An 18023-nucleotide genomic window follows, 5' to 3' on the forward strand; every position below is an offset into this window, starting at 1 on the left:
TCTCTTATCCTTCAACTTTCGCGACATTTGATATGTCAATTGGCATCTCTTTATTTACGTGACCACCATTTGGAGTTTTTTCGCTTGGTTTGATAGCTTTTTTAGCTATTTTGCATCCCTCAACTATAACCTGACCTTTTTTTGCAAGAACTGCTAAAATTTTACCAGTTTTGCCTTTATCGTCACCAGCGATGATCTTAACAGTATCGCCTTTTTTGACTTTAAATTTTACATTAGCCATTATAAAACCTCCGGAGCTAGCGAAACAATCTTCATAAAGTTAGCATATCTAACTTCACGTCCAACTGGTCCAAAAATACGAGTGCCGACTGGCTCTTTTTTGCTATCAAGTATAACAGCTGCGTTCTCGTCAAAGCGGATTAGCGAACCATTATCTCTTTGAACCTCTTTTTTAGTTCTTACAACAACAGCTTTTACAACCTGTCCTTTTTTGATCTTACCATTTGGAAGAGCTTTTTTAACAGAGCAAACTATGATATCGCCAAGTGTAGCGTATCTTCTTTTGCTGCCGCCAAGAACTTTTATACACATTAACTCTTTTGCACCACTATTATCAGCAACTGCAAGTCTTGTAAAACTTTGAATCATTACTCAACTCCCTTTGCCAATACAGCTTTTAAGCGAAAATTCTTGCGAGCTGAAAGTGGTCTGCACTCAACCGCAACAACTGTATCGCCTGCTCTTGTCTCATTTTTCTCATCATGAACTAAATATTTTTTAAAGCGTTTTACAAATTTATGGTATCTTGGGTGCATAACGCGTCTTTCTACCAAAATAGTAGCTGTTTTATCTCCAGCTTTTTGTAAAACAACACCTTGAATTTCTCTTTTTAATGCCATTTTACGCCCCTTGTCTTGTTGCACTAATTGCAGTGTTGATCTGAGCTATCTCTTTGCGAACAGCACTAATCTCATTAGGGTTGCTTAACTGCATAGTTTTTAGCTTTTGTCTTAAAGTAAATAAAAGCACCTTTTTCTCTTTTAGCAACGCGTTTAATTCTGCAACGCTCTTATCTTTTAACTCAGTATATTTCATTTTCACTCTCTCGCGTTACAAATTTTGATTTGAAAGGAAGTTTGTGTAAAGCCAAAGTTAGAGCTTCACGAGCTAGCTCTTCGCTAACACCAGCCATTTCAAATATTATACGACCAGGTTTGATATTCATAACCCACTCTTCAACTCCAGCCTTACCTTTACCCATACGAGTTTGTAGAGGCTTTTTAGTAAGTGGCTTATCAGGGAAAACCCTAATCCAAATTTTAGCCTGTCTCTTTACGTGACGAGTTAGAGCTTGACGAGCAGCTTCTATTTGGCGTGAATTTATTCTACCAGCTTCAACAGCCTTAAGTGCAAATTCGCCAGTTGCTAAAGATGCTCCACGAGTCGCATAACCACGGTTGCGACCTTTCATTTGCTTACGAAATTTCGTTCTTTTAGGCATCAACATAATTATTTACCTCTTCTTGCTCTACGTGTTTTCTTAGGTGTCTCTTCTTCAGTTTTCTCGGGTTGAACACCTTTTTGAAGAACCTCACCTTTAAAAATCCATACTTTAATACCTATGTTTCCATAAGTTGTATGAGCCTCAGCTACACCGTAATCGATCTTCGCTCTAAGAGTATGAAGCGGAACGCGACCTTCTAGATACCACTCGGTTCTTGCCATCTCAGCGCCACCTAAACGACCAGCAACTGAAATTTTGATACCTTTAGCGCCTGATTTTTGAGCGCCTTGGATAACTTTTTTCATAGCACGTCTAAATGCGACACGCTTTTCAAGTTGCATAGCTACGTTTTCAGCAGCAAGTTGAGCTGAAGCTTGAGCTTTTCTTTCTTCTTTGATATTTACATTTACTTCTTTACCGATAAGTTTACTAACTTCGTTCTTTAGGTTTTCAACATCTTGACCTTTTTTGCCAATGATGATGCCAGGACGAGCTGCAACTACGGTTACACGAAGTTTTTTAGCCGTTCTTTCGATTAGAATTTGGCTAATTCCTGCATAGTAAAGTTTTTTCTTTAAAAATGCACGAATTTTGTAATCTTCACCGATATTTTCAGGAAGACTTTGTTTGGTTGGAAACCATCTAGATTCCCAGTTGCGGTTAATTCCTAGTCTAAGACCTATTGGATTTACTTTTTGTCCCATATTATGCTTCCTTCTTTTCAGGTTTAGATACTTCTACCATTACATGAGAAGTAGGTTTGCGAATTTTGCTCGCTGTTCCTCTTGCTCTTGGTCTAAATCTCTTTAATACAGGACCAGCGTCAACGCGGCAACTAGTTACTACAACCTCTTCTGGCTCAAATCCGCCATTTGCTACTGCTGAGCTAATAGCGTTTGCTATAAATTTAGCACCACGATTTGGCATAAATTGCAAGCTTGCAAGTGCTAGCTCGGCATTCATGCCTTGAACTTCTCTTGCTATAAGTCTTGCTTTTGTAGGAGAAAGTCTTACGAATTTTATAATTGCTCTACTCATATCATCTCCCCTTACTTGCCGATTTTCTTTTGCACTGAGCCTTTGTGACCCTTAAATGTGCGTGTTGGAGCAAATTCGCCAAGTTTATAGCCTATATGATTTTCTGTAACATATACAGGAATAAAGCTCTTGCCATTATGAACGTTAAATGTTAGTCCAATCATTTCAGGTACAATCGTGCTACGTCTTGACCAAGTCTTGATTGGTTTGTTATCGTTTGCATTTTTTGCGGCAATAACTTTTTTCATTACATGATCATCTACGAAAGGACCTTTTTTGAGTGATCTTGCCATCTCTATTTTCCTTTCCTTCTTGAAATTATAAGCTTATCGCTAGCTTTTTTACGGCGAGTCTTAGCACCTTTAGTTGGTTTACCCCATGGAGTAACTGGGTGACGGCCTGAATTTTTCTTACCTTCACCACCACCGTGTGGGTGATCAACTGGGTTCATAGCAGAACCACGTGTTTGTGGGCGGATACCGCGGTGGCGATTACGTCCGGCCTTACCGATAGTGATGTTGGCCCAATCTTCGTTGCCAACTACACCGATACTTGCCATACACTCAGCTAGTACTTGTCTCATCTCGCCACTTGGCATTCTTAAGATAACATACTTCTCTTCTTTACCCATTAGCTGAGCATAACCGCCAGCTGAACGAGCTATCTGAGCGCCTTTACCAGGTTTTAGCTCTACGTTATGAACGATAGTACCAACTGGGATAAATCTTAGTTTCATAGCGTTGCCTGGTTTAATATCTAGTGAGCCCTCATCGATAGATGCGATAACGTCACCGACATTTAGGCCATTTGGTCTAATGATATAGCGCTTTTCACCATCTTTGTAAGCTATAAGAGCGATACGGCAGTTTCTGTTTGGATCGTACTCGATCGCTTCAACCTTACCTTCTATACCAAATTTACGACGTTTAAAGTCGATGATACGATAAAGTTTTTTTGCACCTGCCTCTTTATGTCTTGAAGTTATACGACCATTGTTATTTCTACCGCCAGATGCAGGTAGTTTAATAAGCAAGCTTCTAACGCTTGGCTTGGCTGTTATATCTTCAGAGCTTAGTCCAGTGATATATCTGCGACTAGGTGTATATGGTTTATATGATTTTATAGCCATCTTACGCCTCCGTATTTTCTAGGCTTACGCCTTCAGGTAACTTAACGTAGAATTTCTTTATCTCGTCACGCTGACCTGCTCTTCCTCTAAAACGCTTAACTTTGCCGCTAATTCTAAGTGAATTTACGCGAACAGGCGTTACTCCAAAATACTCTTGTAAAACCGCTTTTAAGCTGTTTTTTGTAACTCTTGGTGAAGTTTGGATAACAACAACGCCTTGTTCTTGAAGGCCTAGAGTTTTTTCTGTATAAATAATTGTTTTGATATCAGTTATATCCGCCATTTTAGCCCTCTTTTGTTATAGTTTTTAGTGCAGCTTTTTCAATAATAACCGAACTAAATGTAGAGACAAGATAAGCATTTACCTCATTTGCATCTACTACATAGCAGTTTGCTAAATTTCTAAAAGCAAGTAGTGTTTTATCGTCTAGTAAATCTTTAACGATAAGCGCGTCTTTTACTTTTAAATTTTTGATGATATTAGCTGCATCTTTTGTCTTTCCAGACTCGATTGAGATGCTATCTACTGCGAAAATTTTACCATCTTGTGCTTTTACTGCCAAAGCGTACTCAAGAGCTAGTCTTTTTTGTTTTTTATTGACTTTTTGAAAATAGTTTTTCTCGTTTGTTGGACCAAATGCAACTGCACCGCCTACCCAAACGTTAGTTCTAGTTGAACCCGCTCTTGCACCACCACGTCCTTTTTGTCTCCATGGTTTTTTACCACCACCGCTTACAAAAGCACGGCTTTTAGTATGAGCCGAATTTGCTCTTATACCAGCAAGGTAAGATTTTACATAAAGATATAGGTTATGCGGATTTACTTCAGCGTAGCTTGCAGGAAGCTCTAACTCGCCTGAATTTTCAAATTTATCGTTTAATACGTGAATTTTACTCATTTTACAATCCTTATTTTACCCATTGCACCATTGTGACCAGGAACGCAACCTTTTACAACTACGATGCCATTTTGAGCGTCAAAGCTTATTAGCTCGTTTTTAACAGTAACTTTCTCATTGCCCATGTGTCCTGCCATTTTCATACCTGGTTGAACACGACCTGGCCATTCGCAGTTACCAATTGAACCGTGGCGTCTGTGGAAACGTGAGCCGTGGCTTTTTGGACCACCACCGAAACCATGTCTTTTTACCACACCTTGGTAGCCTCTACCTTTTGAGTTAAAGCTAACTTTTAAAATTTTAGCCTCATTTAATGGTGTAAAGTCTAGGTTTCCAACTTCGCTATTAGCTACTTCAAGCGTAGCAAATTTGTTAAATTCTGCAGTCAGATTGTATTTCTTTTGCTGACCAGCGATAGCTTTGTTGTTTGCTTTAGTGTGGGCATACGCTACGATAGCACGTTTGTTTTCGTCGATCTCACATACTTTAGCCTCAACTAGCTTAAGTAGTGTAACTGGCGTACTCTTCGTGGCAATCGTTCTACTCATGCCTATTTTTTCTACAATATATTCCATACTCTTATCCTTTTGTCCGCTTATTTCATCGCACGAACTTCGACATTAACTTCTGGAGCTAGGTCGAGTTTTGTTAGGCTATCTACAGTTTCTGGAGTAGCAGCTACGATGTCAAGCATACGAGCGTGTATTCTCATCTCAAACTGCTCACGTGAGTCTTTGTTGATGTGTGGAGATTTTAAGACTGTATAGCGTTTGATCTTTGTAGGCATTGGTACCGGGCCACGAACGTCGGCACCTGTTCGTTTGACAGCTTCTACGATTGCTGCAACAGTGCGGTCTAGAACTCTATGGTCGTAAGCTTTTAGCTTTAACCTGATTCTTTCCATGTGTTTTCCTTTAAAAAGAACTTGTCGCAAACTCGCGACCTCTTTACATCAAAATAACTCGCATAGGATCAAGCGATCGTACGAGCAAAGACGCTTGTCTTTTCGTAAAGAGAACGCGATTTTACAAAAAAGCTATTATAGTTGTCAAGAAAAACGTTGTTTTTTGATGAATTTTGATTAATTATTTCCTTTTAATAAGGAAGATATAAAATTTAAAAAGATAAGATTCCAAGAAATTAAAATTTTAAAGAGAAAAGATGCCGATCTTTAATCCAAAATTCTTACTAACCCAAGATCAAGATGAGGAGAAGCTTAAAAAGCGTTATATAAATTTGCAAATGTATCAGGCAAAAGCTAGCGACATTAAGAATTTCAAAGAAGAGAAATTTCAAACGCAGTTTCTAAAAGATATCTTTGAAAACTGCCTTGGCTACACTTTAGACACTACTAATCCTACAAATTTCAATCTTGAGCGCGAGAAAAAGAACGAAACTGACGGCAAAAAGGCAGACGGGGCGATACTGATAAATGGCGAAGTTAGATGCGTGATCGAGCTAAAAGATCAGACTACACAGCATCTTGATAAAACTCCATACAACCGCGAGCTTAGCCCAATAGATCAAGCTTTTCGCTATTTTGTCTCACACGACAATGCCAAATATGTCGTTGTTTCAAATTTTAACGAACTACGCTTTTACATCGGCAATAAAACAACATTTGAAAAATTTGACCTTTTTACATCAAGCTTTGATGAGTTTAAAAGACTTCATTTGCTGCTTAGCTTTGAGAGTATTAGCACGGATCTGCCGCTAAAACTAAAAGAGAAATTTGCCACTCACGAGCGTGAAATTTCAAACAAATTTTATAAAGACTTTAGTGCTTTTAGACTTGCTCTTTTTAAAAATATTTGCAAAAACAATGCCAGCATTGATAAAAATAGGCTTTTAAGCCTGACTCAAAAACTATGCGACAGGTTTGTTTTCATACTATTTGCCGAAGACCGCGGACTACTAAGACTTCGCACGATAGCCGAGATAAAAGATAAATTTCAAAACCAAGTTACCGAGCTTAGTTTTTATGACTTTTACAAAATTTACTTTAAAGCCATTGATGAAGGCAGTGAGCGTCTTGATATCAAACGCTATAATGGCGGTCTTTTTGCCACAGATACTGAGCTTAATTCACTAAAGATAGACGATAGCGTGCTTGAAGCGCAGTTTTTAAGTGACTATGACTTTTTAAGCGACATCGGTGTAAATATCCTAGGACATATCTTTGAAAGCTCACTAAACGACCTTGAAGAGCTAAATGCGCAAATAAATGGTAATGAATTTGATGCCAAACAGAGCAAACGTAAAAAAGATGGCATATTTTATACACCAGAGTTTATAACAGAATTTATAGTTGAAAATTCACTTGGCATGCTTTGTAAAGCTAAAAAAGATGAGCTAGGGCTTGATCTAAATGAGCTATTAGCACCAAAAAACCCAAAAAAATTAACCAAAGCAGAAAGTGAGATCAAAGACAAAATTTATGCTTACCGCGAGTGGCTCTTATCCCTTAAGATACTTGATCCAGCTTGCGGCTCTGGTGCATTTTTAAACCAAGCTTTAGAATTTCTAATTGCCGAGCATGGCGCATTAGACACTTACCGCAAAGTATATGAGGGCGAGGGCTTGGGACTTTACGATATAGAAAGCACCATTTTAGAAAACAACCTTTACGGCGTAGATATAAATGCCGATGCGGTCGAGATCGCTAGGCTATCTCTTTGGCTCCGCACAGCTGTAAAGGGACGAGTTTTGACAGATCTTAGTAAAAATTTAGTAGCAGCAAACTCGCTTTTAGAATTTCCTTTTGACTTTAAATTTGATGTCGTTATCGGCAATCCTCCCTATGTCAGACAAGAGGCGATAAAAGAGCAAAAGCCTGCCTTACAAGAATATAAAGTTTATAGTGGCACGGCTGATTTGTTTGTCTATTTTTATGAGCTTGGCATTACACATCTAAAAGAAAATGGGGTTTTAGGTTTTATATGTTCAAACAAATTTTTCCGTGCCAGCTATGGTGAAAATTTACGTAAATTTATATTAGAAAATACACAAATAACACACATTATTGATTTTACTGGGGTTAAAGTTTTTGAAGACGCAAGTGTAGATAGTGCGATTACTATTTTTAAAAAAATAAGAGCAGGTGAAAATTCAAAATTTAATTTCCTAGCTTCAAGCACCATAAATTTAAAAATGCAAAAATTTATCCAAATACCACAATCCACGCTAAACGAAACAAATTTCACCTTTTTAGATAAAAGTAAATTTGAGCTAAAAAGTAAAATCGAAAAAGTTGCAGAGCCATTAAAAAATTGGGGCATAAAAATTCATTCTGGTATCAAAACAGGACTAAATGAAGTATTTATTATTGATAGTGACACCCGTAATAAAATTTTAAATAACTGCACTGGAGAAGAAAGAGAGTGGACGCAAAAGCTCATTAGGCCGATCTTACGAGGTCAAGATATAAAGCGTTATGACTATGAGTGGGCTGGACTGTGGCTCATAAATATCCATAATGGATATGGCACCGAGCCTCGCATCAATATAGATAATTTTCCTAAGCTAAAACTATATCTTGATAAATTTGAGCCGAAACTTTCCAATCGTTCTGATAAAGGAGCCACTCCTTATAATCTGCGAAACTGCGCATATCTTGAGGAATTCGAAAAAGAGAAAATTTTATGTGCAAAAATTGTGCAAAGTCCGAAATTTGCTTACGATACAAATAATAATATTCCAAACAATACTGCATATTGCATAACTGGCGAAAATCTAAAATTTTTATTAGCCTTTTTAAATTCAACAGCTGTTTATAAAATTTTCAACTTTTTCTATGCTGGAGGTGGACTTGAAGGCGAAATAACAACAAATCGCTTAGAAATTTTGCCTATCCCACAAATCGCGTCACAAAATGAAAATTTAGCAAACGAGATAATAAATTTGGTCGATGAAATTTTAAAAGCCAATGAAAAGATCAAGCTTTACGAGAAGCATATGCCTACTTTAACTCTTGATGAAAAGCTAGAAGCCAAAGAAAATATCGATGCGCTAAACGACAAAATCAAGGCAAGTGACGAAAAAATAGACAAACTTGTTTTTGAGCTTTATGAACTAACAAGCGATGAGATCGCGCTTATAATAAGGGGGGGGGGAATTGACGGTATAACAAAAATTTACATATACATCTTACAAAGGGGAGAAAATGAACCAATTAGAGCTTTATTACAATCAGCCGCTTAAATCAAGTAAATTTATCCCCAGAAAATACGAAATCATCTCGCCAAAGACGCTTATAATAGGCGCCATTTCAAGTGGCAAAACAGCCCTTGTTTATGAGTTCTTGAGCCATTATAAAAGCGAGGAGAGGCTTTATGTAAATTTAGATGATCTAAGGATAGACAGAGCCTTGCTTTTAGCAAATTTGAAAGAATTTTTAGAAAAAAATGCCCAGATAAAGGTTCTTGCAGTTGAAAATTTACAAGCTGCTGACCTTGCAAATTTAGGCTTTTTAAAGGGCGCAACACTTGAAAATATCATCCTTACAAGCAAGGAATTTTCACTCACGATTGACGGCTTTGCTCGTATAAATTTAAACTATCTCGACTACGAGGAATTTATACTATTTTTTAAAAAAAATTTGGACCAAGACCTGCTTTTTAGCTACTTTTTGGCTCACGGCAACGAGATAGCAAGTGCCTTTTTAGACTCCAGCGAGGTCACAGCACACTTGCAGCAGCTATTAAAAGCAAATTTAAGCGAGCAAAGCATTACGATTTTAAAAGAATGTGCTCCAAAATGTCACGATGTGCTTAGTACTTTTGGTATCTATAAAAATCTAAAAGAGCATATGAAAATCTCAAAAGATAGTGTCTATAACACAGTAGCCAGCCTTAATGAAAATAGCTTTATAGAATTAGTACCAAATTTAGATGAGAGCAGCACGAGCAAAAAGCTCTACTTTACAAATTTTGCACTTCGTAACGCTTTGTATCTAAAAAAGGACTTTTTGGCTGTCTTTGCAAATGTAGTTTTTTGTGAGTTGCTTAAATTTAAAGATGAAATTTACTACACAAAAGAGATTGATTTCTTCCTTAATAAAAGGAAGATCGCAATCATCTGTGTGCCGTTTTCTGCGCCAGAGATCATCTTTTTAAAATTTAAAAAACTCCACGCAAGCTTAAAAGAACTGGGTGTAAGTAAGCTTCAGATAATCAGCGTCGCAAACCAAACTGAGCTTAGCTTTGAGGGCATAAAATGCGAAATTTTACCATTTTCTAGGTGGAGTCTAGGTTTATAAATTTAAACCTTTATTTGATTATTGTTTTAAAAGCTTAAAGTAAAGAAGCTATAATCAAAAAAACTATGAAGGACGGACATGAGAGCATTTATTGGGATTTTTATACTTATAGTAAGCCTATTTGGCTATGAGATAAATCACGAAAACTGGGCAAAATTTTATAAATTTATTGGCGAGGCAAATGGTATAAAATTTGAAGTTTATATGAACTATTTTAAAGATGAATTTGAAAATTTTAAGCAGAGCAAGAGCTTTAAAGTGCCAGCCAAGATAAGCGGACATATCTTTTTTGATGGTACAAAATATGACTACGAAAAAGGTAATCTTGAGCAAAATATCAGTGAAATTTCATCGCTAAATGCTGTATCTGATAAGATAAATTTAGACGTTAAAAATGAAAATGGCGAGCTAAAGGGCAAAATAATCGTTAAAAACAAAGCCTATAATGCGACTATCAAAAAAGAAAAAGAGTATGAAATGCTAAATATTGGCATCCAAATGACTGAAGCAAATGGCACGAGATACGAAGCTATAATTAACGACATATTTGCCAAAGAATCGGCTAAAAAAAATAAAAATAAATTACTCTCGACACTTTATGACCTAAAAAGTGAGCGTAAAAAATGGCCAAATAACCAATTTGAGAGCCTAGATAACATCTACTATATAAATGACAAAATAAAAAGCATCTGCACCTATAAAAATAATAAAACTAGCTGCGATGTCGTCTTACTTAAAACCAACAAAAAACTAAAGTTAAAGCAGATTTTTAAAGATATGAACGACCCTCATCTAAAAGCAATCCTCGCAACAGCAGGCGTTAGCGAAAATTTTGTACTTTCGCCGCTTGGGCTTACCTTTTTAAATGAGGAGCAAATTAGCGTGCCACTTGATGAGCTAAGACCTTACTTTAGCGATGAAATCGGACTTTAATGGCAAAAATTTGTGGCATAGATGAGGCTGGACGTGGGGCTTTAGCTGGGCCTTTAAGCGTAGCAGCCTGTGTGCTAAATAAAGAAATTTCAGGTCTAAACGACTCCAAAAAACTAACTGCAAAAAAGCGTGAGGAGCTTTTTAAAGAGATCATAAAAAGCTCAAATTTTCTCATCATCTACTTCTCAAATACACAAATAGACGAACTTGGGCTAAGTGAGTGCTTAAGACGAGCGCTCAAAATTTTTAAGGCGCACTTTGAGGGTTTTGAGATCATTTATGATGGAAATTTAGACTATGGCGTTGGTATCACAACGATGATAAAAGCTGATAGCAAAGTCGCTGGGGTAAGCGCTGCTAGCATATTAGCAAAGGTTAGTCGTGATAGTTTGATGAAAGGCTGGGATAAAATTTACTCAAAGTACGGCTTTGCTGGGCACAAAGGATACGGCACAAAGGCACATTTAGATGCCATTACTAAGTTTGGCTATTCAAGCCTTCATAGAAAAAGCTTTGTAGTAAAATCTTTTGAAAAATCTCTATTTGACTAAGATTAATTATCTAAGCATCAAATAGATGCTTAGATAACGCCTTTTTTTAATGGCAGCCACAACCACAACTACCGCTACTTTTAATAGCATCAAATACAGCATCGTAGTTTGGCTCTTCTGTCACTTCAGGGACGATTTGTTTGTGAATTATTACGCCATCATTGATGACAAATACCGCTCTTGCAAGTAGTCCTTTTAGTGGGCCATCGCTCATTAAAACGCCATAGTTTTTAGCAAATTCTCCGTATCTAAAGTCACTTCCAACATGTAAATTTGCTATGCCTTCAGTCGTGCAAAATCTACCCATCGCAAATGGCAAATCATTTGAGATGATGCTAAGTTTTACGCCGTGTTTGCCAGCTACTTTTTCGTTAAATTTACGAGCCTCTGCTGCGCAAACGCCAGTATCAAGTGATGGCAAGCAAACAAGTACTTCTACGCCATTATTTCCACCTACACTAAACTCGCTAAGATCTTGCGCTACAACTTTTGCTTCAGGCGCATAAGAGCCAACAAAGACCTCATTTCCACTTAAATTTACCTCACTACCTTTAAATTTTGTAGTTGCCATATCTGTCTCCTTTATTATTTTTTTACTTTTTTAAATGCTTGATCAAGATCTGCCATTAGATCATCAGCGTTTTCGATACCGATTGCTAGGCGAAGCAAGTTTTGCTTTATGCCGATCTTATCTAGCACCTCTTTTGGATATGCCTCATGCGTCATCGTTGCAGGCCTGCAAATAAGGCTTTCTACGCCACCAAGACTTACCGCTAGATCAAAAATTTCTAGCGATTTTACAAATTTATTTACATCATATTTTTCATCAAGCTCAAATGAGATGAGCGCGCCGATGTCGCTTGCTTGAGCCGCTTGTATCTTTGCCTCTTGCTCGCTATATGAGCCGGCAAAATGCACCACGCTAACTGCGTCATTATTCTGCAAAAATTTGATTATTTTATGGGTATTTTGCGTTTGTCTATCAAACCTAACGCTAAGCGTTTTAAGCCCACGTATTAGATAGTATGCGTCCATCGGGCTGATGATTCCACCAAGCGTGTTTTTAGCAAATTTTATCTTCTCAGCCAAAGCATCATCGTTTAGCGTGACGATACCAGCGATCACGTCAGCGTGTCCGCCGATATATTTTGTAGCGCTATAAACCACGATATCAGCTCCATGATCAAGTACTCTTTGATAATAAGGCGTTAAAAATGTGTTATCCACGATGACTAGAGCGCCCTTTTTGTGAGCGATCTTTGAAATTCTAGCGATGTCTGTCGCTCTTAAGAGAGGATTTGACGGAGTTTCGATGAATATCGCCGCCACGTCGTCACTTATATCATCTTCACTTAAAAAATTTAGATCGTCTATAAATTCGCTCTTTATGCCGTGGCTTTCAAAAACAGTCGTGACATATCTATAAGTGCCACCATAGACATTGCTATTTAGTAGGACCTTTTGCCCTGTTTTTATAAGGCTAAGTGCCGCCGCTGTTGCTGCCATGCCTGAACCAAAGCTAAATGCATATTTGCTGCCTTCAACCTTTGCAAAAATTTCATCAAATGCCTTTTTGGTTGGGTTGCTACCACGAGAATATGCAAATTCTTGAAAATTTTCAAGATCATCTTGCACAAATGTACTTGCTAAAAAAACAGGCGGAATGACAGCTTTATTTGGATTATTTTTAGCTTCAATTCCCTTTACGATCAAGGTGTCAAGTTTCATAAATTTCCTTTTAAAAATTTGTGAAATCTTACATAATAAAGATTAATCTTCCCCAAACCCACCCAAAACGTAGCTAAATCAGTAAGTGGTAGTAACATTTATTTTTAAGAATGCATTTTTTAAATTGCTGGGATAAATTTAAGCTTTTGCTCTCTCCCCGCAAGCCTAATAAATTTTTCTTTTTTACTCGCCTTTAGCTACATTTTCACCATAAATTTTACTCTACAAGATCAACTTGCCAGTTTGCCTCTTGTAGCTTCATATCTAGCTCTCTGATCTCTTTGGATAGCTCGTCTATTTGCTTTTGGAGCGTGGCCACATCAACACTACTTAAAATTTTTATCTCGCTATTTGAGTAAAGATCGACCTTTTGGCTTGCGCTTTTGGCAAAATCCCTAAGCACGCTTGCTTTTTGGCTTAGCGTATCTTTTTTAGCGATCATTTCAGTTAGACTCGCGCCTTCAAATTTTGCACTTGAGTTTGTTAAATTTATAGTCAAGATCAGTCTAAATAGCTCATCGCTTAGCCTATCAAGCTCTTTTAAAAGAAGTTTTGGATCTTCACTAGGTCTTTCATTTTCTTGCATTTTTGCATTATCGAGTAACCTACCTTTTAGCTGCTCTAAACGTTTTTGTGTATCGGCTCTTAAAATGAGAGCCTGAGCTAATTTCATCATTTTTCCTTTTGAAATATTAAATTGAGAGAAAATTTCAAATTATATTAGTATCTTTTGGGTTATAATTGATTTAAAATTTTATTTTAAGGAAAAGCTATGAAGTACGATTTTGATACGCTTATTAGCAGAGATGGCACTAACTCATCAAAATGGCGAATGAAAAATGATGTTTTGCCAATGTGGGTTGCTGATATGGATTTTAAGGCTGCACCTGAAATTTTAAATGCCCTACAAAAGCGTCTTGATAATGGCGTCTTTGGCTACTCATTTATTCCAAAAGAGTGGAACGAAGCGATTAAAGGCTGGTGGAAGAGGCGTCATGATGTTAGCTTTGAAAATGAGTGGATGTGCTTTTGTACTGGTGTTATACCAGCGATTTCTACTGCGATTAGAAGATTTAGCAATCCAGGTGATCAAATTTTAGTTCAAGCTCCCGTATATCACGTATTTTTTAACTGCATCAAAAATAATGGTCGTGAAATTTTATCAAATGACCTTGTCTATAAAGATGGCTCTTATGAGATTGATTTTGAAGACCTTGAGGCAAAGCTAGCTCAACCACTAACAACTATGATGCTCCTTTGCAATCCTCACAACCCAATAGGAAAAATTTGGGACAAAGAGACGCTTAAAAAAATAGGCGAGCTTTGCTATAAGCATGATGTTTTGGTTATCAGCGATGAAATTCACTGCGATATAACTGATCCTGGGCTAAGCTACGTGCCATTTATCAGCGTTAGCGAAGAGTGCAAAAATAACTCAATCACATGCGTCTCACCTACAAAAGCCTTTAATATAGCTGGACTTCAAAGCTCAGCCATCGTCACGCCAAATGAGCAGATACGCGCCAGAATAAATGCAGCTGTAAATTATGATGAGATAGGTGAAGCAAACGCCTTTGCGATAACTGCGACAATAGCGGCATTTAACGATAGTCAAACATGGCTTGATGAACTTAGGGATTATCTCTTTGAAAACAAAAAAATCGTTATAAATTTCATAAAAGAGCAAAATTTGCCAGTAAAACTTCTGCCTTCAAATGCGACTTATCTTTTATGGCTTGATTGTAGCGCGTTTTGCGAGGATTCGAGCGACTTTATGAATTTCTTGCGTGATAAAGCTGGGCTTTGGCTAAATGATGGCAATGCTTACAGGGGAGATAGATTTTTCCTACGTATGAATATAGCAACCCAAAGAGCCAGAGTGCTTGAGGGGCTAAAACGCTTACAAAATGGTATAAATTTATACACTTCAAAAAGATAAATTGAGTAAATTTGGCAAGATGGCTTTGAAATTTAAGCTACCCTTGCCTAATTAATACAGCTCGGAGCATTTTTGAAGCAGTAAAAATTGCCCCCCACCACCATTTTTTTAACATCAAATCAAGTTTTGCTGATAAATTTAAAGGCAAGATGGCCTACACTAGTTTTTATTTGGTTGCTTTAAATTTAAGCATAAAACCGCCAAACTACAATAGAGCAGACCAATAAAGCGAATATTTTATACTACTTTAAAGCTGTCAAGATAGTGTCTGTAGCTTATAAATTTAGCGGTGATTTTGAAATTTAGAAAACCAAAATTGAACTGTGCTGGCTTTAAATTTAAGAGAAATTATTTGCTAAAACAAAATTTTAAGCCATTTCGAAGTTGCACTTTCTTTTAAAACAAGGCAATTTTTGCTGATAAATTTGATAACTTTAAAAATTTAGATAAAAGTAGAAATTTAAAGGCGGGAAAGCCCCGCCAGATATTATTTATGAAGCTCTTTTGTGTAAAACTCAACTGAGCCAAGACCCTCTTTTAGTGCCCACTCGTAAGCTTTGCTAACAAATTCCCAGTTTATATTCTCATAAAATGTCTCTAGGTATTTTGGGCGGGCGTTGAAGTTGTCGATGTAGTAAGCGTGCTCCCAAACATCAACGACTAGAAGTGGCACTTTGCCATCGCTCACTGGAGTTTTTGCATTGCTAGTTTGCACGATCTCTAGCTTTTTGCTGCTTGGATCAAAGACAAGCCACGCCCAGCCTGAGCCAAAAAGCGTTGTGGCTGCTTTTAAAAACTCCTCTTTAAAATTTGCAAAATTTGCTTCGATTGCAGCTTTTAGCTCGCTTGACATCTCACTTTTTTTAGCGATGCAGTCCCAGTAAAAGTCGTGGTTGTAAACTTGAGCAACGTTATTGTAAAGCCCACCTTCGCTATTTGTTAGAATTTCATAAAAAGATGCGTTAGCAAGTTTTGTATCTTTTATAAGATTGTTTAAATTTGCTACGTAAGTTGCATGATGCTTGCCATAGTGGTATTCACAGGTTTTTGCGCTAACTACTGCATTGCTATTTGCATCAAATGGAAGTTTTCTAAGTTCAAACATAATAATTCCTTAATAATAAAATTTGTTGTTTCGTATTATAGCCATAAAAAATTAATAAACAAAAACCTTTTAAATTTAGCCGCAAAATATAGGCTAAATTTAAGCAATACTAAACTTACATTTTTTTGGCTGGCTTTTAAACTTATAGAAAAGAAAAATTTAGAGCAAAATATCCTATGCATTTGTTTAAATGGATTCAAAAATTTATTAAATGTAAAAATAAAATAAATTTTATGTGTAAAAAAGTAACAAGTATACTTTAAAAGTTTAGTTATTAAAAAACTATAAAAATTTTTCAAAAATATAAATTAGCCTTTAAGAGCATAATTGTTACTAAAATACACATACAAAAATAAATAGCTGTGAATTTACGAAACAAAATTTCTAAATTTTTATTTTTGAAATTTATAATACGTTTAACAAAACCATTACAAAGGATAAAAGATGAAATTCTTACAAGCTTTACTTTTCACTTGTGCCATCAGTGGCTTAGCATTTGGTGCAGACAAAGTCTATACGATCAAATTTGCTCACGTTGTTGCAGCTTCTACACCAAAAGGCAAGGCAGCTGACTTTTTTGCTAAACGTGCTGAGGAGCTAAGTGGCGGTAAACTAAAAGTTCAAGTTTTCCCATCAGCTCAACTACTTGATGATGATAGGGTTTTTGGTGCGTTAAAGCTTGGCAACGTTCAAATGGCAGCTCCAAGTTTTTCAAAATTTACGCCTATTGTGCCGCAGTTTCAGCTATTTGACCTGCCTTTCATCTTTAAAGATGCAGAGCACCTTCATAAGGTCCAAGATGGCGAGGTCGGTGAGGAGCTAAAAGGCCTTGTAACTAAAAAAGGCTTTGTGGCGCTTGATTATTGGGATGCTGGATTTAAGCATTTTAGCTCAAGCAAAAAGCCAGTTCTTGTGCCAGAAGATGCAAAAGGACAAAAATTTAGAATCCAAAGCTCAAAGGTACTTGAAGAACAAATTAAAGTAGTTGGTGGCAACCCACAAGTTTTACCATTTTCAGAGGTTTACTCTGCACTTCAACAAGGCGTAGTTGATGCGACTGAAAACCCGCTTTCAAATTTCTATAACTCAAAATTTCACGAAGTTCAAAGCTCGCTCACACTTTCAAGTCACGGATATTTGGGCTATTTAGTCATTATGAGCGATAAATTTTGGAGCAAGCTACCAGATGATCTAAAAGCAAATGTAAAACAAGCTCTAAGCGAAGCGACAGCTTTTGAGAGAGAAGAGACAGCAAAAGAGGACGCTCACGTCATAGCTGAACTTGAAAAATATATCGCTGCTAGTAAAAAACTAGAAATTTATAAGATCGATGACGCACAAAAGGCAGAATGGCAAAAGGTTATGCAGTCAATCTATCCTAAATTTTATGATGTTATCGGTAAAGACCTCATAGAAAAGACTCTTGGAACAAAATAATGAAGAGTTTTTTTAATGTCCTTGATATAGCGATAGCCTCACTAAATAAAACTATCGCAGTAGTTGGGCTCGCAAGTGGAACATTGCTAGCCTTTGCAAACGTTATGGCTAGATATTTTTTCGATAAAAGCTGGTCATGGGCGAGTGAGCTATCAAACTATCTTTTTATCTGGTCGGCGTTTTTTGCCGCGGCATACGGCTTTAACAAGGGCATTCACGTGAGCGTAACTATCTTGGTGGAAAAATTTCCACCAGCGCTCGCGAAAGTATGCCTGCTCTTTTCACATATCTTAACAACTGTCTTTTTGATATTTATCGCAGTTTATTCGATTGATTATCTCAAAATTTTGCACGAGATCGAGCAGATGATAATAGACCTTGGCATACCACAATGGGTACCTATGATAGTGCTTCCAATAGCCTTTGTCACAGCTAGCTACCGCTCGACCGAAAAAGCCATAAAAGTAGCTCTAACGCCTGCTGAAAATGTCGTAAGCAACGAAGCGCACGAGCTAGCTCATGGTAGCGTAGTTAAAGATTAA

24 protein-coding genes are annotated in these 18023 nt (G+C 37.0%); 7 read left to right on the forward strand and 17 right to left on the reverse strand.

Features of this window, described 5'->3' with window-relative positions; genetic code table 11:
• Positions 1-4: 4 nt before the first annotated feature.
• The 13 genes from rplX to rpsJ are packed head-to-tail and all read right to left on the reverse strand — an operon-like array spanning position 5 to position 5435.
• Complete coding sequence (rplX, locus tag CVS93_RS08945) at positions 5-241, reverse strand: 50S ribosomal protein L24 (protein ID WP_002941666.1); 237 nt, start codon at positions 239-241, stop codon at positions 5-7.
• A complete protein-coding gene (rplN, locus tag CVS93_RS08950) occupies positions 241-609 on the reverse strand; it encodes a 50S ribosomal protein L14 (protein WP_021091075.1) in 369 nt (122 codons plus the stop codon). The genes rplX and rplN overlap by 1 nt, the downstream gene beginning before the upstream one ends.
• On the reverse strand, positions 609-860 hold the full coding sequence (rpsQ, locus tag CVS93_RS08955) for a 30S ribosomal protein S17 (protein ID WP_002941511.1): 252 nt from the start codon (positions 858-860) through the stop codon (positions 609-611). Before rpsQ ends, rplN begins: the two co-directional genes overlap by 1 nt.
• 1 nt (position 861) lies before the next feature.
• Positions 862-1056, reverse strand: coding sequence for a 50S ribosomal protein L29 (rpmC, locus tag CVS93_RS08960; protein ID WP_002941625.1), 195 nt, complete (start codon positions 1054-1056; stop codon positions 862-864).
• Positions 1043-1468 carry a 50S ribosomal protein L16 gene (gene rplP, locus CVS93_RS08965; protein ID WP_021091116.1) on the reverse strand — a complete coding sequence of 142 codons (426 nt, stop codon included), beginning with the start codon at positions 1466-1468 and terminating at the stop codon, positions 1043-1045. The genes rpmC and rplP overlap by 14 nt, the downstream gene beginning before the upstream one ends.
• Positions 1469-1470: 2 nt before the next feature.
• Positions 1471-2169, reverse strand: coding sequence for a 30S ribosomal protein S3 (gene rpsC / locus CVS93_RS08970; RefSeq protein WP_107687364.1), 699 nt, complete (start codon positions 2167-2169; stop codon positions 1471-1473).
• Between the two features lies 1 nt (position 2170).
• The gene (gene rplV / locus CVS93_RS08975) at positions 2171-2503 is read right to left on the reverse strand and encodes a 50S ribosomal protein L22 (protein WP_002941544.1); all 333 of its coding nucleotides are present in this window, start codon (positions 2501-2503) and stop codon (positions 2171-2173) included.
• Positions 2504-2514: 11 nt separating this feature from the next.
• Positions 2515-2796, reverse strand: a complete 282-nt coding sequence (rpsS, locus tag CVS93_RS08980) for a 30S ribosomal protein S19 (RefSeq protein ID WP_002941639.1) — start codon at positions 2794-2796, stop codon at positions 2515-2517.
• A gap of 2 nt (positions 2797-2798) precedes the next feature.
• The gene (rplB, locus tag CVS93_RS08985) at positions 2799-3632 is read right to left on the reverse strand and encodes a 50S ribosomal protein L2 (RefSeq protein WP_107687365.1); all 834 of its coding nucleotides are present in this window, start codon (positions 3630-3632) and stop codon (positions 2799-2801) included.
• 1 nt (position 3633) lies between these two features.
• A complete protein-coding gene (locus tag CVS93_RS08990) occupies positions 3634-3915 on the reverse strand; it encodes a 50S ribosomal protein L23 (protein WP_002941535.1) in 282 nt (93 codons plus the stop codon).
• A gap of 1 nt (position 3916) precedes the next feature.
• Complete coding sequence (gene rplD, locus CVS93_RS08995; protein ID WP_012140561.1) at positions 3917-4531, reverse strand: 50S ribosomal protein L4; 615 nt, start codon at positions 4529-4531, stop codon at positions 3917-3919.
• Positions 4528-5106 carry a 50S ribosomal protein L3 gene (rplC, locus tag CVS93_RS09000; protein WP_002941563.1) on the reverse strand — a complete coding sequence of 193 codons (579 nt, stop codon included), beginning with the start codon at positions 5104-5106 and terminating at the stop codon, positions 4528-4530. Before rplC ends, rplD begins: the two co-directional genes overlap by 4 nt.
• A gap of 20 nt (positions 5107-5126) precedes the next feature.
• A complete protein-coding gene (gene rpsJ / locus CVS93_RS09005; RefSeq protein ID WP_009295257.1) occupies positions 5127-5435 on the reverse strand; it encodes a 30S ribosomal protein S10 in 309 nt (102 codons plus the stop codon).
• Between the two features lie 257 nt (positions 5436-5692).
• Between rpsJ and CVS93_RS09010 the strand changes: the two genes are divergently transcribed.
• From CVS93_RS09010 to CVS93_RS09025, 4 genes are all read left to right on the forward strand, one after another.
• Complete coding sequence (locus CVS93_RS09010) at positions 5693-8731, forward strand: Eco57I restriction-modification methylase domain-containing protein (RefSeq protein WP_107687366.1); 3039 nt, start codon at positions 5693-5695, stop codon at positions 8729-8731.
• Entirely contained in the window at positions 8694-9788 is a 1095-nt protein-coding gene (locus tag CVS93_RS09015; protein ID WP_107687367.1) for an ATP-binding protein, read from the forward strand. The genes CVS93_RS09010 and CVS93_RS09015 overlap by 38 nt, the downstream gene beginning before the upstream one ends.
• A gap of 78 nt (positions 9789-9866) precedes the next feature.
• Complete coding sequence (locus tag CVS93_RS09020; RefSeq protein ID WP_107687368.1) at positions 9867-10721, forward strand: S-adenosylmethionine tRNA ribosyltransferase; 855 nt, start codon at positions 9867-9869, stop codon at positions 10719-10721.
• Positions 10721-11272 carry a ribonuclease HII gene (locus CVS93_RS09025; protein ID WP_107687369.1) on the forward strand — a complete coding sequence of 184 codons (552 nt, stop codon included), beginning with the start codon at positions 10721-10723 and terminating at the stop codon, positions 11270-11272. Before CVS93_RS09020 ends, CVS93_RS09025 begins: the two co-directional genes overlap by 1 nt.
• A gap of 46 nt (positions 11273-11318) precedes the next feature.
• Here the strand turns inward: CVS93_RS09025 and tpx are convergent, their stop codons facing one another.
• The 3 genes from tpx to CVS93_RS09040 form a co-directional block, all read right to left on the reverse strand.
• Positions 11319-11843: a thiol peroxidase gene (gene tpx / locus CVS93_RS09030; RefSeq protein WP_084109897.1), complete on the reverse strand. Its 525-nt coding sequence runs from the start codon at positions 11841-11843 to the stop codon at positions 11319-11321.
• Between the two features lie 14 nt (positions 11844-11857).
• Positions 11858-13000, reverse strand: coding sequence for a trans-sulfuration enzyme family protein (locus tag CVS93_RS09035; protein WP_107687370.1), 1143 nt, complete (start codon positions 12998-13000; stop codon positions 11858-11860).
• 217 nt (positions 13001-13217) lie between these two features.
• Positions 13218-13673 (reverse strand): DIP1984 family protein, encoded by a 456-nt coding sequence (locus CVS93_RS09040; RefSeq protein WP_107687371.1) that lies wholly within the window; start codon positions 13671-13673, stop codon positions 13218-13220.
• A 99-nt stretch (positions 13674-13772) separates the two neighbouring features.
• Between CVS93_RS09040 and CVS93_RS09045 the strand changes: the two genes are divergently transcribed.
• A complete protein-coding gene (locus tag CVS93_RS09045; RefSeq protein WP_107687372.1) occupies positions 13773-14939 on the forward strand; it encodes a MalY/PatB family protein in 1167 nt (388 codons plus the stop codon).
• A 487-nt stretch (positions 14940-15426) separates the two neighbouring features.
• Here CVS93_RS09045 and sodB read toward each other — a convergent pair whose 3' ends face one another.
• Complete coding sequence (sodB, locus tag CVS93_RS09050; RefSeq protein WP_107687373.1) at positions 15427-16044, reverse strand: superoxide dismutase [Fe]; 618 nt, start codon at positions 16042-16044, stop codon at positions 15427-15429.
• Positions 16045-16488: 444 nt separating this feature from the next.
• Here sodB and CVS93_RS09060 point away from each other — a divergent pair, with 444 nt between their 5' ends.
• Together CVS93_RS09060 and CVS93_RS09065 are read left to right on the forward strand one after the other, a co-directional pair.
• Entirely contained in the window at positions 16489-17481 is a 993-nt protein-coding gene (locus CVS93_RS09060) for a DctP family TRAP transporter solute-binding subunit (protein ID WP_107687375.1), read from the forward strand.
• Positions 17481-18023, forward strand: coding sequence for a TRAP transporter small permease (locus CVS93_RS09065; RefSeq protein WP_107687376.1), 543 nt, complete (start codon positions 17481-17483; stop codon positions 18021-18023). Before CVS93_RS09060 ends, CVS93_RS09065 begins: the two co-directional genes overlap by 1 nt.

It is taken from the genome of Campylobacter concisus (assembly GCF_003048535.1).
Lineage (GTDB): Bacteria > Campylobacterota > Campylobacteria > Campylobacterales > Campylobacteraceae > Campylobacter_A > Campylobacter_A concisus_S.